Origin of the sequence: Xanthobacter aminoxidans, from assembly GCF_023571765.1 — a bacterium.
GTDB classification, from domain to species: Bacteria; Pseudomonadota; Alphaproteobacteria; order Rhizobiales; family Xanthobacteraceae; genus Xanthobacter; species Xanthobacter aminoxidans.
This window is the reverse complement of sequence record NZ_JAMJXC010000014.1, coordinates 68,461-82,010: the sequence shown is the minus strand read 5'-3', so window position 1 is coordinate 82,010 and position 13,550 is coordinate 68,461. Positions and strand designations below refer to the sequence as shown.

The 13,550-nt window shown below is 68.4% G+C and carries 12 protein-coding genes and 1 riboswitch; of the genes, 8 read left to right on the top strand and 4 right to left on the bottom strand.

Annotated features, from left to right (window positions below; translation table 11 throughout):
• Positions 1-97: 97 nt before the first annotated feature.
• From EJ105_RS19460 to EJ105_RS19450, 3 genes are all read left to right on the top strand, one after another.
• Positions 98-1,450, top strand: a complete 1,353-nt coding sequence (locus tag EJ105_RS19460) for a (Fe-S)-binding protein (RefSeq protein ID WP_250167656.1) — start codon at positions 98-100, stop codon at positions 1,448-1,450.
• A 116-nt stretch (positions 1,451-1,566) separates the two neighbouring features.
• Positions 1,567-2,382, top strand: a complete 816-nt coding sequence (locus EJ105_RS19455) for a WYL domain-containing protein (RefSeq protein ID WP_029557096.1) — start codon at positions 1,567-1,569, stop codon at positions 2,380-2,382.
• Between the two features lie 77 nt (positions 2,383-2,459).
• Positions 2,460-3,011, top strand: a complete 552-nt coding sequence (locus EJ105_RS19450; RefSeq protein WP_250167655.1) for a hypothetical protein — start codon at positions 2,460-2,462, stop codon at positions 3,009-3,011.
• Between the two features lie 3 nt (positions 3,012-3,014).
• On the opposite strand, the gene zapE is transcribed toward EJ105_RS19450, so the two are convergent.
• Together zapE and EJ105_RS19440 are read right to left on the bottom strand one after the other, a co-directional pair.
• The gene (gene zapE / locus EJ105_RS19445) at positions 3,015-4,202 is read right to left on the bottom strand and encodes a cell division protein ZapE (RefSeq protein WP_024277467.1); all 1,188 of its coding nucleotides are present in this window, start codon (positions 4,200-4,202) and stop codon (positions 3,015-3,017) included.
• Positions 4,203-4,312: 110 nt separating this feature from the next.
• The gene (locus EJ105_RS19440; protein WP_250167654.1) at positions 4,313-4,957 is read right to left on the bottom strand and encodes a glutathione S-transferase family protein; all 645 of its coding nucleotides are present in this window, start codon (positions 4,955-4,957) and stop codon (positions 4,313-4,315) included.
• A gap of 148 nt (positions 4,958-5,105) precedes the next feature.
• Here EJ105_RS19440 and EJ105_RS19435 point away from each other — a divergent pair, with 148 nt between their 5' ends.
• Together EJ105_RS19435 and EJ105_RS19430 are read left to right on the top strand one after the other, a co-directional pair.
• On the top strand, positions 5,106-7,337 hold the full coding sequence (locus EJ105_RS19435; RefSeq protein ID WP_250167653.1) for an FUSC family protein: 2,232 nt from the start codon (positions 5,106-5,108) through the stop codon (positions 7,335-7,337).
• 155 nt (positions 7,338-7,492) lie between these two features.
• Complete coding sequence (locus EJ105_RS19430; RefSeq protein WP_250167652.1) at positions 7,493-7,822, top strand: hypothetical protein; 330 nt, start codon at positions 7,493-7,495, stop codon at positions 7,820-7,822.
• 203 nt (positions 7,823-8,025) lie between these two features.
• Here the strand turns inward: EJ105_RS19430 and EJ105_RS19425 are convergent, their stop codons facing one another.
• The gene (locus EJ105_RS19425; RefSeq protein WP_029557091.1) at positions 8,026-9,153 is read right to left on the bottom strand and encodes a 2'-deoxycytidine 5'-triphosphate deaminase; all 1,128 of its coding nucleotides are present in this window, start codon (positions 9,151-9,153) and stop codon (positions 8,026-8,028) included.
• A gap of 69 nt (positions 9,154-9,222) precedes the next feature.
• Positions 9,223-9,303, top strand: a riboswitch (SAM riboswitch).
• An 83-nt stretch (positions 9,304-9,386) separates the two neighbouring features.
• Between EJ105_RS19425 and EJ105_RS19420 the strand changes: the two genes are divergently transcribed.
• The 3 genes from EJ105_RS19420 (at position 9,387) to EJ105_RS19410 (ending at position 12,771) form a co-directional block, all read left to right on the top strand.
• Positions 9,387-10,604 (top strand): O-succinylhomoserine sulfhydrylase, encoded by a 1,218-nt coding sequence (locus EJ105_RS19420; RefSeq protein ID WP_250167651.1) that lies wholly within the window; start codon positions 9,387-9,389, stop codon positions 10,602-10,604.
• 124 nt (positions 10,605-10,728) lie between these two features.
• Positions 10,729-11,121, top strand: coding sequence for a Co2+/Mg2+ efflux protein ApaG (gene apaG, locus EJ105_RS19415; RefSeq protein WP_024277461.1), 393 nt, complete (start codon positions 10,729-10,731; stop codon positions 11,119-11,121).
• 141 nt (positions 11,122-11,262) lie between these two features.
• Positions 11,263-12,771 (top strand): TrkH family potassium uptake protein, encoded by a 1,509-nt coding sequence (locus EJ105_RS19410; protein ID WP_250167650.1) that lies wholly within the window; start codon positions 11,263-11,265, stop codon positions 12,769-12,771.
• Positions 12,772-12,779: 8 nt separating this feature from the next.
• On the opposite strand, the gene EJ105_RS19405 is transcribed toward EJ105_RS19410, so the two are convergent.
• Entirely contained in the window at positions 12,780-13,535 is a 756-nt protein-coding gene (locus EJ105_RS19405) for an SDR family oxidoreductase (RefSeq protein WP_250167649.1), read from the bottom strand.
• Positions 13,536-13,550 lie beyond the last annotated feature (15 nt).

Below are 13,550 nucleotides of genomic sequence, written 5' to 3'. Positions count from 1 at the left end.
GCCCGGTGGCGCACGCCTATCCCACGTGCGCCGCCGGGCTCTTCGTGTGTCCGGGGGTATGCCTCTTGCATGGGCGCGGGCGAACGGGGCCCGCGGCATGAAAACCTTTCTGGATTGGTCGGCTTACGACACCTACGGCATCGGCGACGCCTATTCCGGCATTCCCGCCACGGGCGGGAACTACGCCAAGGCCGTGGCCGTGTGCATGCACAGCCGCGATTGTCAGAATACCGGCAAGGGCGTGATGTGCCCGAGCTACCGCATCACCGGCGACCGCGCCCATTCCACCGAGGCCCGCGTCGCCGCCTTCAAGGTGGCTTTGAACGACGGTGGCGATGCCGCCGCCTTCGCCGATCCCCGGCTCGACGCCGCCATGGACCTGTGCGTCTCCTGCAAGGCCTGCAAGAAGGAATGCCCGAGCGCCGTCGACATGACGCTCATCAAGACCGAGTATCTGGCGCAACGGCACGAGATCAAGGGTGTGCCCCTGCGCACCCGTCTGTTCGGCGGGGTGCCGGAATGGACCGGCCGCCACCGCCGCCTGCTGCGCCGCGCCATTGTCCTGCGCAACCGCGTGCCGCTGATGGCCCGGCTCGCCGAGCGGTTCCTCGGCATCACCGCCCGCCGGCCGATCCCGGAGCCGGCACCGGCGGCCTATGTGGCGCCGCCGGCCGCACCGCATCTGGCGGAACGGGGCGATGTGATCCTGTTCGTGGACACCTTCTGCCACCATTTCGAGCCGGAGGTGGCGGAGACCGCCCGCGAGGTGCTGACCTTCGCCGGCTATCGCGTGCGCATCGCCAAGCCCGACCCCTCCGACGCAGAGCCCGACCGGCCTTTGTGCTGTGGCCGCACCTATCTCACCACCGGCATGGTGGAAAAGGCGCGCAGCGAGGGAAAGCGCGTGCTCGCCGCCTTCGAGAGCGAGATCGCCACCGGCACGCCCATCATCGGCCTTGAGCCCTCCTGCCTGCTCTCGCTGCGGGACGAACTCTACAGCCTCGGCCTCGGCCCGAAGATCGGCGCGCTGGGCAAGCAGCTCTATCTGTTCGAGGAATTTCTCGCCCGCGAGCACCAGAACCGGGGCCTGCGGCTGAAGCTGAAGGCCCTTCCCGGCGCGAAGGCGGTGCTGCACGGCCACTGCCACCAGAAGGCGTTCGGGGTGATGAAGGCGACGCGCAAGGTGCTGTCCTTCATTCCCGGCTTCTCCTACGACATCGTGGAAACGAGCTGCTGCGGCATGGCCGGCAGCTTCGGGCTGGAAGCGGAGCATTATGATGCCTCCATGCAGATGGCCGAGATCGCCCTGCTGCCGGCCATGCGCGCCGCGCCGGACGACGCGCCGCTGATCGCCAACGGCTTCTCCTGCCGCCACCAGATCGAGCACGGTTCGGGCCGCAAGGCGCGCCACATCGCGCTCCTGATCCGGGATGCGCTGGATCGGGACTGAGGCGCAGGGGTAGGCCCCACGGGGAAAAGCTTTATCGGCGACGCTGCGCCAGCTATCTATGGGAGAACCGTCGTCGGCCCGATGCGTGAACCGTCGGCCTCAATGCGAGCGCCCCCATGAACGCCATCACCTCGCTGAAGTCCTTCATCCTCGACCGGGTCGAGATGATCGGCGCCCCCTTCTATACCGACGCCCACCGCCTTTCGGTGCCCGAGGACGACCCCCACGACACCCTCGCCGCCGGGGCGGCGGAAGACCATGACCCCGCCGACGGGCAGTCCTTCGCCATCGATTATGTGGACCATGCCGGCAACATCAGCCACCGCCGCATCTCGGTGTGGGCGGTGCAGCGCAATGTGGAGGGCGTGCCCATCCTCATCGCCAAGTGCCACGAGCGGCAGGCGGCGCGCGCGTTCCGGGTGGACCGCATCACCGGTGTGACCGACCTCGACGGGGCGAAGCGCGAGCCGCTGTCGCGCTTCTTCTACGAGACCTTCGGCTTCATCTGGCCCAAGGATGCCGAGGTGGTCGCCCCCGAGGAGCCCGAGGACCAGCGCTGGGACCGCATCCGCATGGTCATCCGCAAGGCCGGCATTGCGCTCCTCGCCGCGCTGGCGCGGGCAGACCGGGAGATCGGTGCCGCCGAGGTGGAGGAGATGGTGTTCTTCTGCGAGCGCGCCTGCGCCGCCGAGGAAATCGACCTCACCGGCGCCGAGCGCGAGCGCCTTGCCGCCTGGGTCGCCCGCCTGCGGCCCACGCCCGAGTCCGTGGAAACCTCCCTCGACACCCTGTTCGAGAGCGGCACCGAGGCCATCGCCACCCTGCTCAAGGCCGGCATGCGCGTCATCAACGCCGACGGCTCGCTCAAGGAAGCCGAGGCCGAGATGCTCGACGCCTTCTGCTATGCCCTCACCGGCCGGCACGTAAGATAGGGTTCACCGAAAGCAGAGGCGCGGCGGCACCATATGGCCGCGCCTGCGTTGTCCTCCGAAACCATCCGGAGGACACAATGCCGTCTGCCCGCCCGATCCGCCTCTTTCGTCCCGTCCTTGCGGGAGCCTTCCTCGCGGGTGCGCTGCTGAGCGACCCCGCGCTGGCGCAGCAGGCCGCCCCGGCCGATCCCCTCCCCTCGCGCCCCGCGCCCGCCACGGCCGCGCCCGCACCGGCGACATCGCCGGTCGTCTCGCCCCAGATCGCGCCGCCGCTGGCCGCGCCAAAACCGGGGGATGCGCTGAAGGCGCGGGCGGAACAGACCGTCACCGAGGAGGCGCTCAAGGACGCCGAAGCCGAGGCGCCCGAGGATGCCGAGCGCGCCGCCGCCTGCAAGGCCCATGCGATGGCGCGGCTCAAGGCCCGCTCGCCCTCCGTCGACGACATCTTCATCGACATGGACGGCCTCACCATCGCCAAGGCCGACGCGACCGTGGGGCAGGAGAAGATCACCGCCGTGCTGATGGGCGAGGCCTATATCAAGCGCGACCGCTCCGACAAGGCCCACCGCTTCCTCTGCCTCGTGGGCGAGAAGGACAAGGTGGTGATGACCTTCTTCACCGAACGATAAGCCTCAGGTCTCGACCAGACCCGTGGTGTTGCCAGACGCCACCGAATCCGTGCGGCCGTGGGGCTTGGCCAGATATTCGTCCGAGCGCATCTCGTGCAGGCGCGAGATGGTGCGGGCGAACTCGAACGCCTCTGCCCCCTCGGTGCCGAGATAGAGCTGCTCCGGCTCGGCGGCCGCCGAGGCGATGAGCTTCACGTTGGCGTCGTAGAGCGTGTCGATGAGCGAGATGAAGCGCTTCGCCTCGTTGCGCTGGTCCGGCCCGAGAATGGGGATGTGCTCCAGCACGATGGTGTGAAACTGGCGGGCGAGGCTGAGATAGTCCGGGTTCGGCCCCAGCGCCGCCTCGCACAGGTCGGCGAAGGAAAAGCGCGCCGCGCCCTGCCCCATGGCGGGGATGGCGAGCTTGCGCCCCTTCAGCAGCATCTCCCCCGGCTTGCCGCCGGTGGGGCCGGCGAGACGCCGCCAGGCCGCCGCCACCGCCGCGTCGGCGGCCGGGCCGAGCGGCGTGTGCCAGGTGCTCACGCCCTCCAGCTTCTCCATGCGGTAGTCGGTACGGGAATCGAGGGACATGACACGCATGCGCTGCTCGATCTCGCCGATGAAGGGCAGGAACAACGCGCGGTTGAGTCCCCCGGCATAGAGGTCCTTCGGCGCGACGTTGGAGGTGGCCACCACCACCACCCCGTCGGCGAACAGCTTCTCGAACAGCCGGCCGAGAATCATGGCGTCGGCGATATCGGTGACGTGGAATTCATCGAAGCACAGCACCTTGGCCTCGTCGGCCAGCGCCTGCGCCACCGGGGCGATGGGATCGGCGCTTTTGCGCTCGCCCTGCTTCTGCGCCTGCCGCTCGCGGAAGATGCGCTCGTGCACGTCGCCCATGAATTCGTGGAAATGCGCCCGGCGCTTGCCCTTGGCCGGCAGCGCATCGAGGAACAGGTCCATGAGCATGGTCTTGCCGCGGCCGACCTTGCCGTAGACATACATGCCCTTGGGCTGGACCGGGGCGCGGCGCTGGAACAGCCAGCCGAGCGCCGAGGATTTCTGCGCCAGCGCCCGCTGCCGCAATTCCAGCTCCAGCCGGGCGAACTCGTTCACCACTTCGGCCTGGGCCGGATCTTCCGAGATTTCCCCAGCGGCAAGTTTCGCCGCATAAAGCTCCGTGACCCGCGCCGTCGTCTCACCCGCCATGAACGTGTTCCCGTTCACCCGCCGTTCCCGGCGCCTTCACCTGCCGCGCCGCGGTTCGGCGCTTGTGCACTGCCGCATCCGCTTAGAGCAGATCGGCGGAAAGTTGAAGCTCAGAGCGTCTCGGCGATGACCAGAGGATGGCCGGGCATGAGCTCGTAGGGCGCCTTCCACCTGGGTAAAGCGGCGATGCGGCCGGCCCAGCGGGCCAGAGCGGGATAATCCTCCACCACCACACCCGCCCGCTCGGGATAGTAGATGTATCCGGCGAGCGAGATGTCGGCGATGGTGGGCCGGTCGCCCACGAGGAAGTCCGAAGCCTGCAGGTGCTTGTCCGCGACGGCATAGGCCGCCTTCGCGCGTGTCCTGAGGAAGGTGGTCAGCTCGTTCTCGCCCTCGCCCCGCAGATCGACCATGAAGCGCAGGGTGGCGAAGTAGGATGTGAACTTGTGATTGTCGAAGAGAATCCAGCGTAGCACCTCGCGCCGGCCTTCCTCGTCGTCGGGCAGGAAGCGGCCGGTCTTCTTCGCGAGATAGTCGAGGATCACGCCCGACTGGGACAGCTTCAGCGCGCCATCCACCAGCACCGGCACCTCGCCCATCTCGTTCACATCGCGCTTGTAGGCCTCGGTGCGGGTCTCGCCGTTGAAATAGTCGACGAACCGGGCCTCCCAGGCGAGCCCGCACAGCTCCAGCATGAGGGCGGCACGATAGGCATTGCCCGACTGGGCGAAGCAGTAGAGTTTGAAAGGTGACACGCCGACCGGTCTCCGTGTTGACCACCAGAGCACACTATCCCCATCAGACCCGCCCCCGTCAGGCCCGCCTGCGAAAAGGCGACCGCGCTTAGGCCAAATTCTTTCGTCATCCACCGTCCCGCCCGACAGGAACAGCCGAGCCCGCACGATGGAACCCCTTGCCCCGCCCCGCCACCGTCCGCGCGAGCCGTTCGCCCGCCGCGTGAAGCACTGGCTGGCCGACCACGATCCCGGTGGCATCGACACCACGCGCGCGCTCGCGCTGGGCATCTCATTCGTCATCGTCATCGCCACCGGCTACGCCACCTCGGTGGGGTTCCGCTTGGGAATGGACACCACCTTTCCGATGATGGCCGGCTGCGCCGCGCTGGTGATGATCTCGTTCAATCCCGGCGCCAGCGCCGCCGCCGAGGGGCGCACCATGCTGCGCCTGTTCGGCGTCTCCGTCGCTTTCCTCGTGCTTCTCACCGCCATCGGCCCCGGCAACGGCGCGGCCAACGACATGGTGCAGAAGCTGCTGCTGATCCCGCTGTCCTTCATCGCGCTGGCGCTCAGGCGCTCCGGCATGGACGGCCAGCGCCTCGGCCTCGCGCTGATCGTGGTGGCGACGGTGGGCACCATCATCCGCCCAACGCGGATGGAGGCGGCCATGCTGCTCCTCGCCTTCTGCCAGGGGGCGCTGGTGGCGGCGGCGGTGCGGCTCTCGCCGTGGCGGCCGTCGGCGGTGAATGCCTTCGTGGACACCACCCTCGACATGCAGAGCGCCGTCGCCACCTACCTGCGCGAGCTGTCGGCGGCGGTGCGCGACAATCATCCCTTCCCGCCGGATGCGTCCGAGGTGCTGGAGCACCTGCGCGGGCGCGTCTGGAACGCCCTCGCCAATGCCATCGCGGAAGATCCCGCCGCCCAGCCCGATTTCGAGCAGCTGCGCGTGCGCTTCTATCGCCTGCGCGTGGCGGTGCAGCTTCTCGCCGGCTGCGTGCCGCAGAAGACGCCCGACACCGTGGACTGGCGCCAGCCCTTCGCCGCCGCAGCCGACCACATCGCCCGCCGGCTGGAGGCGGTGGATGTCTCCGATGTCCATGCGGAAGAACGGTTCGAGCGCGCGGTGGCGCAATTGCGTCTCGTTGCCTTCTCGCCGGACCTGCCCGGCGAGGCGCGCTTCGCGCTTCTGCGGGCGCTCACGGCCTTCGATCGCCTCTCCATGGTGGTCACCGGCATCGCGGCGGCCGAGATGGCGCCCTTCCCGCCGCCCCATCCCGATGACGAGCAGGACGCCCTGCCTCCGCCGCCCAGGGCGATCCCCCTCTTCGTGAAGGCGCCGGACGGCCGCCAGATCCTCTCCGCGCCCTACCGGGTCGCCTGCCAGGGGGCCATGGCAACCGCCATCACCACGGCCTTCGACCTCATCGTCCATCTCGACCATGCCTATTGGGCGACGATGACGGTCATGTTCGTCATCGGCAACAGCGTGGGCGAGACCTACATGCGGGTGCGCTACCGCACGGTGGGCACGCTCATCGGCGTGGCGCTGGGCTTCGGCCTGTTCCTCGCGCTGGAAGGGCAGATCTGGGTCATGGCCGGCTTCTGCATGCTGGCGCAGATGATCGCCGTGGTGACCCAGAAGGACCGTTACGACATCGCCTCCGCCGCGGTCGGCCTCTCGGTGGTGCTGGGTCTTCACATCATCTCCGGGCTCGGGCCGGAGGGCATGGTCGCCCGCGTCTATGAGACGGCCATCGGCGCGGCGGTGGCGCTGGCGGTGTCGTTCATCGTGCTGCCGGTCTACCTCACCGATCAGGTGCGGCCCGAGGTGCGCGCGCTGCTCCGGCGCTGCCGGGCGGCCTTTGCATCGTGGTGGCCGCATCCCGGCGAGACGACCAGTGTCGCGGCGCTGGTGCGGGACGTCCGCTCCCTCGGCCTGCGCCTGCCCAATCTCGGCGCCGAGCAGGTGTTCGGCCATTCGGCGGGAGATGTGGCCAACATCGTCTCCACCCTCGACGTGCTCATCACCTATCTCGCCCTCATGGAGGACGTGGCCCACCGGCTCGCCGCCGCGAACCCCTCGGAGCAACTCGTGACCGTGGTGGAGGCCGCCCGCTCGCGCACCCTCACCGCCTTCGAGGTGGTGCTGGGGGAGGCCGGCGCCGGCAGCGCCGATGCCGCCAATCCCGCCGTGGCCGCCGCCGTTTCCACCGTGCTCGGCCTCGCCGACGACGCCAAGCTCAGGGAAACTTTGCCGCTGGTAGCGGACTATCTCGCCTATTCGGAAGCGCTGCTGCGCCCGCTGCGTGAACTCAATGCGGGCCTGCGCGACAAGCCATGGCGCAAGGAAGACATGATCGCTGCGGGCGCCGCCCCGGCCACGCCAGCGCCTTAGATCCCGCCTTGCTCGCAGTCCACGTGGCTGTACAGTCGAAATCGGGGTGACGGCCGGGCAAAATTGGGGGCCACGACCATCACCCATGGGGGGAAACGATGACGCGGGCTGGCGTTTGCAATTTGGTCGCCGTGATGGCGCTTACGACTGCGGGAATGCATCTGGCCAACGCCCAGACGCCCGTCGATCTGGGCACAATCTGGAACGAGCAGGAAGCCGGATGGCAGGGCGTGTGGACGCGCGTCGGCCGGTCCAACACATTTCAGGCCGTCTGGACCAAAGACAATCGCGTTGTCCGCGCCAGTCTTCAGATGACCGTGAGTGGAAATGTCGTTTCGATCACGCGGGATGACACGTCCGGGCCCGGCGTCGGCAAGGCCGGCTGCGAATATACCGGAACCGTAAAGGGCAATATAATCGCCGGCGATTACAATTGCGCCTGGTCGAAAGCTGCGGGTAAGTGGAAGGCGACCATTTCGCGCTGACCCGTCATACGCAAGCCGTGTCTGGCGCCCGCTGCGGCTTTCTTTAACGACGGCCACCTTTAACGACGGCCAACGTTCAAATCAGCTGCATCCCCGTCGACACGCGCAACGGAGCGCTCCAAGGACGAGCCGGCGCGTTCTCCACTCTGGGTTCAGAGGGCGACTCACGGAGCGGGTTGATTTTGATCCGCTCGGATCGCGCTCTAGAGCGCGACCGGCTTGAAGTGCTTGGAGAGCTTCAGCCCCTGGCCCTGATAGTGGGAGCGCATGTCGGCGCCATAGAGCGTGTGGGGGCGCGCGGCCATGCGTTCGTAGACGAGGCGGCCCACGGTCTGCCCGTGCTCCAGGATGAACGGCACCTCGCGGGAGCGCACCTCCAGCACCGCCCGCGCACCGCGCCCGCCGGCCGCCGGATTGCCGAAGCCGGGGTCGAAGAAGCCGGCATAATGCACCCGGAACTCGCCCACCAGCGGATCGAACGGCACCATCTCCGCCGCATAGTCCGGCGGCACATGCACCGCCTCGCGGGAGGCGAGGATGTAGAAGGCATCCGGGTCGAGCACGAGGCTGGCGGGGCGATCCGGCCGCACATGGATGGGTTCCCAGAAGTCCGCCACGTCCAGCACGCCGGCCTGGTCCACGTCGATCACGCCCGTATGCTTCTTGGCGCGGAAGCCCATGAGCCCGCCCAGCGCATCGCCGGCGAGGTCCACGCCCAGCGCGATGCCGCCCGCCGCCACGTCCGGGCTCGTCGCATCCACGAGGCATTCGGCGGTCTGGAGATTCAGAAGCTCCAGATCGGACAGCCGTGACACGCCGCGCCGGAACCGCACCTGCGACAGGCGCGAGCCGGTGCGCACGAGAATGGGGAAGGTGCGCGGCGAGATTTCCAGATAGAGCGGGCCGTTATAGCCGGCCGGGATGGTGTCGAACGCGCGGGCGCCATCGGTGATGACGCGCACGAACACGTCGAGCCGCCCGGTGGAGCTCTTGGGGTTGGCGGCGGCGGCCAGATCCGCCGGCAGCTTCAGCCGCTCGAACAGTTCCACCAGATAGACGCAGCCGGTTTCCAGCACCGCGCCCTTGGTGAGATCGAAATCGTGCAGGGCGAGGTCGCCCAGCCGTTCCTTCACCGAGACGCCGGCGCCCGGCAGGAAGCTCGCGCGCACCCGCCATGCGGTGCGGCCGAGGCGCAGGTCCAGGCTCGCCGGCTGGATCTGGTCGTCGTCCAGCGCCTTGCGGCAGGCGATGGCGCCGGACGCCTTCAGCGCCCCGATTGCCTCTGCAGGCAGGATGCCGGGCTTCAGATGCTCCGTGGCACGCATCGTCATATCCGCTTTCCCGTCCTTTTTGTTCGATTTACCGGACGGAGCCCTTGACGCCAAGGGGGCCCCGCTCTTTAGTGCGGCCGTGGAGAATTTGAGCCGGCCGGCTTGCAGCCACGTTAAACAACCATGCTAAAAGGCCGGGGAGACGACAAGGTCGGTCCGTCTGTGCAGCAGCTCCGTCTGCGCATATGGCGAACGCCCGGTCCGGTCCCCTCGGCCTCCCCTCGGAGACCGTCATGTCCGTGGCGCCAAAGCCCCCCCGGTTCGTCCCCCGCGATCCCCTTACACTCCACCCGGAAACACGGCTAGTCCATGGCGGGACGACGCGCTCCCCCTTCGGCGAAACCTCCGAGGCGCTCTTCCTGACGCAGGGCTTCGTCTATGACGACGCCGAAAGCTGCGAGGCGCGCTTCAAGGGCGAGGACCCCGGCTTCGTCTATTCCCGCTATTCCAACCCCACCACCGCCATGTTCGAGGAGCGCATGGCGCTGCTCGAAGGGGCGGAAGCGGCGCGCGCCACGGCCTCCGGCATGGCGGCGGTGAATGCCGCCCTCCTGTGCCAGCTCTCCGCCGGCGACCATGTGCTCGCCGCTCGCGCTTTGTTCGGCTCCTGCCGCTGGATCCTGGAGGACTTCCTCCCCCGCTTCGGCGTCGAGACCACGCTCATCGACGGCGGCGACCTCGACGCCTGGAAGGCGGGCGTGAAGCCCAACACCAAGATCCTGTTCCTCGAAAGCCCCACCAACCCGACGCTCGACCTCATCGACATCGCCGCGGTGGCCGAGATCGCGCACAAAGCCGGCGCGCGCCTCGTGGTGGACAACGTGTTCGCCACCCCCCTCCTCCAGCATCCGTTCGAGCTGGGAGCGGATGTGGTGGTCTATTCCACCACCAAGCATGTGGACGGCCAGGGCCGCTGCCTCGGCGGGGTGATCCTCTCCTCCAAGCAGTTCGTCACCGACCACCTCCAGACCTTCCTGCGCCAGACCGGCCCCTCCATCTCGCCCTTCAATGCGTGGATCATGCTGAAGGGGCTGGAGACGCTGGCCCTGCGCGTGGAGCGCATGCAAGCGAGCGCCGGCAAGGTGGCTGACGCCCTCGCCGCCCTGCCGGGCGTGGAAAAGGTGATCTATCCCGGCCGCGCCGATCATCCGCAGGCAGAGCTGGCGAAACGGCAGATGAAGGGCGGCGGCACCCTCGTCACCTTCGTGGTGAAGGATGGCAAGGCCGGCGCCTTCCGCTTCGCCAACGCCCTGCGGCTCATCCGCATCTCCAACAATCTGGGCGATGCGAAGAGCCTCATCACCCACCCCGCCACCACCACGCACCAGCGATTCACGCCGGAGACGCGGGCGGAGATGGGCATTTCCGACGGCCTCCTGCGCCTCTCCGTGGGCCTCGAGCATGCCGACGACCTGATCGCCGACCTGACCGGAGCCGCCGAAGCCTTGTGATTGCAGGCGTCGTGCCGCGCGGACTGCCGCGCCGCACCATGTCCTGTTGCGCGCGGGCGACAACGCAGGTTCACTATGCGCCGCGGGGGCATTTTCTCCCGCGGTGTGAGGAGGTCGAGCGGGTATGTACCGCGCCATCACTCGGAATATTCAGGTGACCGCGACGCCGCGTTATGTGGCCGAGCGGTCGGAGCCCGACCAGGGCCGTCATTTTTGGGCCTATACGATCGAGGTGGCCAATTTGGGCCAGGAGACGGTGCAGCTCAAGGCGCGCCACTGGATCATCACCGATGCCAACGGCCGCACCGAGGAGGTGCACGGGGCCGGCGTCGTCGGCGAGGAACCGACCCTGCCGCCCGGCGGCCGGTTCGAATACACGAGCGGGGTGCCGCTCAACACAGCCACCGGCATCATCCGCGGACGCTACGAGATGGTCACCGACACGGGGGAGGCCTTCTCCATCGAGATCCCGGCCTTCTCGCTGGACGTGCCGGACGTGCGCCGCGTCCTCAACTGACCCCACCCATCCGCCCGGCGCAGGCCGGGCGGGGAAACCTGTTCAGCTTTAACCTTTTTCAGCCTTGGCCTTTTCGGCTTTAGCTTTTTTTGGCCCCTGTCCTTTATTGACGTTGCAGCGAACCGGGCGAGAGGGGAGATCATGCACGCGGGCATTCCCACCGTGGAGGCCGAGGCCGTATCGGTCCTCAGCCTGCGCCCGGTCGCGGCCACGCTCGGCATCCTGCTCGCCATCCTCGGCGCCGCCATGCTGGCGCCCGCCGTGGCCGATTTCGCCGCCCGCGCCAACAGCCGGGAGACGTTCGCCGGCGCGGCTTTCGTCGGCTCGGCCGCCGTCACCATCTTCGTCGGCGTGCTCCTGTGGATGACCGGGCGCGGCCAGCTCACCCGCAAGCTCGATCTGCGTCAGGCCTTCGTGCTCACCACCTCGGTCTGGGTGGTGCTCTCGGTGTTCGCCGCGCTGCCGCTCATGTGGGGGTCTTCGCGCCTCTCCTTCACGCGGGCCATGTTCGAGAGCATGTCCGGCCTCACCACCACCGGCGCCAGTGTCATGTCGGGGCTCGACGCCATGTCGCCGGGCATCCTCCTGTGGCGGGCGCTGCTGCACTGGTTCGGCGGCATCGGCATCATCGCCATCGCCATCGCCGTGATGCCGGTGCTCTCCATCGGCGGGATGCAGCTGTTCCGCACCGAATCCTCCGACAAGTCCGACAAGTTCCTGCCGCGCGCGGGCAGCATCGCCAAGCGCCTGCTCCAGGCCTACGTGCTGCTCACCGTCATCTGCGCCGGGTGCTATCTGGCGGCGGGCCTCAAGCCGTTCGATGCGGTGACGCTCGCCATGTCCACTTTGTCGAGTGGCGGCTTCGCCAATTCGGATTCCTCGCTCTCGGTGTTCGCCAGCCCGGCGGTGGACTATGTGGCCATCGTCTTCATGCTCGCCGCGGCCCTGCCCTTCCCGCTCTATGTGCGGGCGCTGTCGGGGGATGCGAGCCGGCTGTTCACCAATCCCGAGGTGCGGGTCTTCCTCGCCATCGTCGGCGTGTTCACGCTGCTGTCCTTCGCCCAGCAGAGCCTACAGGGCATCGCCAGCGGCGAGATGGCGCTGCGCAGCGCGCTGTTCACGGTGAGTTCGCTCATTTCCACCACCGGCTTCATGTCGGTGGACTACACCAACTGGGGCCCGTTCTCGGATGCCCTCTTCTTCGTGCTCATGTTCCTCGGCGGCTGCACCGGCTCCACCTCGGGCGGGCTGAAGGCGCTCCGGCTCGCCATCACCGCCAAGGCCATCCGCCAGCACCTGAAGCGCATCTCGTTCCGGGCCGGCATCTTCCCCATCCGCTATGGCGGGGCGCCGGTGTCTGACGACGTGGTGGGCTCGGTGCTCTCCTTCGTCTTCCTCTATCTCCTCACCTTCTTCCTGGTGGGCGTCGCGCTGAACGCGATGGGGCTCGATCTGCGCACCGCCTTCTCGGCGGCCATCGCCTGCCTCGCCAATGTGGGGCCGGGCCTCGGTCCTGTGGTGGGGCCGGCCTCCAATTTCGGCGGCCTGCCCGATCCCGCCTTGTGGCTGCTGACCGCCGCCATGATGCTGGGGCGGCTCGAGATCCTCACCGTGCTGGTGCTGTTCATGCCGCGCTTCTGGGTGCGCTGAGGCGCGCCTCAGAAGTGGGCCATATAGCCCCCATCCACCGCCAGGATCTGGCCGGTGATGTAGGAGGCCGCCGGCGAGGCGAGGAACACCGCCGCCCCCGCCACCTCCTCCGGATGCCCCCAACGGCCGAGCGAGGTGCGGCGGGAGAGCCATTCCCTGAGCGTCTGGTCGCGCGACTGCGCCTCGTTGGCGGCCGTGAGCATGTAGCCGGGGGCGATGGCGTTCACCGTGATGCCGTGCGGGCCGAGATCGGCGGCGAGCGCGCGGGTCAGCGCCTCCAGCCCGCCCTTGGCCGTGGTGTAGGCGGCATCCCCGGCGCGGGAGAGCGGCCCGGCGATGGAGGTGATGTTGATGACGCGCCCGCCCGCCTTGCGCGCCACCATGCCCCGCGCCACCTGCCGGGTGAGATGAGCGGGGGCGAGGAGGTCCACCTCCACCAGCCGGCGGAAGTCGGCATCCTCCATGTCGAGGAAGGCGCGGCGGTCGCGGGCGCCGGCATTGTTGACGAGGATGTGGATGGGCGGGGCCTTGGCCAGGACCGCATCCACCGCCGCCGCGTCGAACACGTCGAGCAGGAAGGGTTCCGCCTTGCCGCCCTTGCGGATGATGGCGGTGACGGCGGCGCCCAGCCGCTCGGCATGGCGCCCGTTCACCAGCACATGGGCGCCGGCCTGCGCCAGCGCCAGCGCCATCTCGAAGCCGAGGCCGGAGGCCGAGCCGGTGACGAGGGCGGTCTGTCCATCGAGGGCGAAGGGATGGGTCACGGCGAGGCTCCGGGG

What these genes read in the sequence shown, in the direction of transcription:
- EJ105_RS19460 (WP_250167656.1), top strand. Translation starts at nt 98, where the DNA reads ATGAAAACCTTTCTGGATTGGTCGGCTTACGACACCTACGGCATCGGC.
- EJ105_RS19455 (WP_029557096.1), top strand. Translation starts at nt 1,567, where the DNA reads ATGAACGCCATCACCTCGCTGAAGTCCTTCATCCTCGACCGGGTCGAG.
- EJ105_RS19450 (WP_250167655.1), top strand. Translation starts at nt 2,460, where the DNA reads ATGCCGTCTGCCCGCCCGATCCGCCTCTTTCGTCCCGTCCTTGCGGGA.
- zapE (WP_024277467.1), bottom strand. Translation starts at nt 4,202, where the DNA reads ATGGCGGGTGAGACGACGGCGCGGGTCACGGAGCTTTATGCGGCGAAA.
- EJ105_RS19435 (WP_250167653.1), top strand. Translation starts at nt 5,106, where the DNA reads ATGGAACCCCTTGCCCCGCCCCGCCACCGTCCGCGCGAGCCGTTCGCC.
- EJ105_RS19430 (WP_250167652.1), top strand. Translation starts at nt 7,493, where the DNA reads ATGCATCTGGCCAACGCCCAGACGCCCGTCGATCTGGGCACAATCTGG.
- EJ105_RS19425 (WP_029557091.1), bottom strand. Translation starts at nt 9,153, where the DNA reads ATGACGATGCGTGCCACGGAGCATCTGAAGCCCGGCATCCTGCCTGCA.
- EJ105_RS19420 (WP_250167651.1), top strand. Translation starts at nt 9,387, where the DNA reads ATGTCCGTGGCGCCAAAGCCCCCCCGGTTCGTCCCCCGCGATCCCCTT.
- apaG (WP_024277461.1), top strand. Translation starts at nt 10,729, where the DNA reads ATGTACCGCGCCATCACTCGGAATATTCAGGTGACCGCGACGCCGCGT.
- EJ105_RS19410 (WP_250167650.1), top strand. Translation starts at nt 11,263, where the DNA reads ATGCACGCGGGCATTCCCACCGTGGAGGCCGAGGCCGTATCGGTCCTC.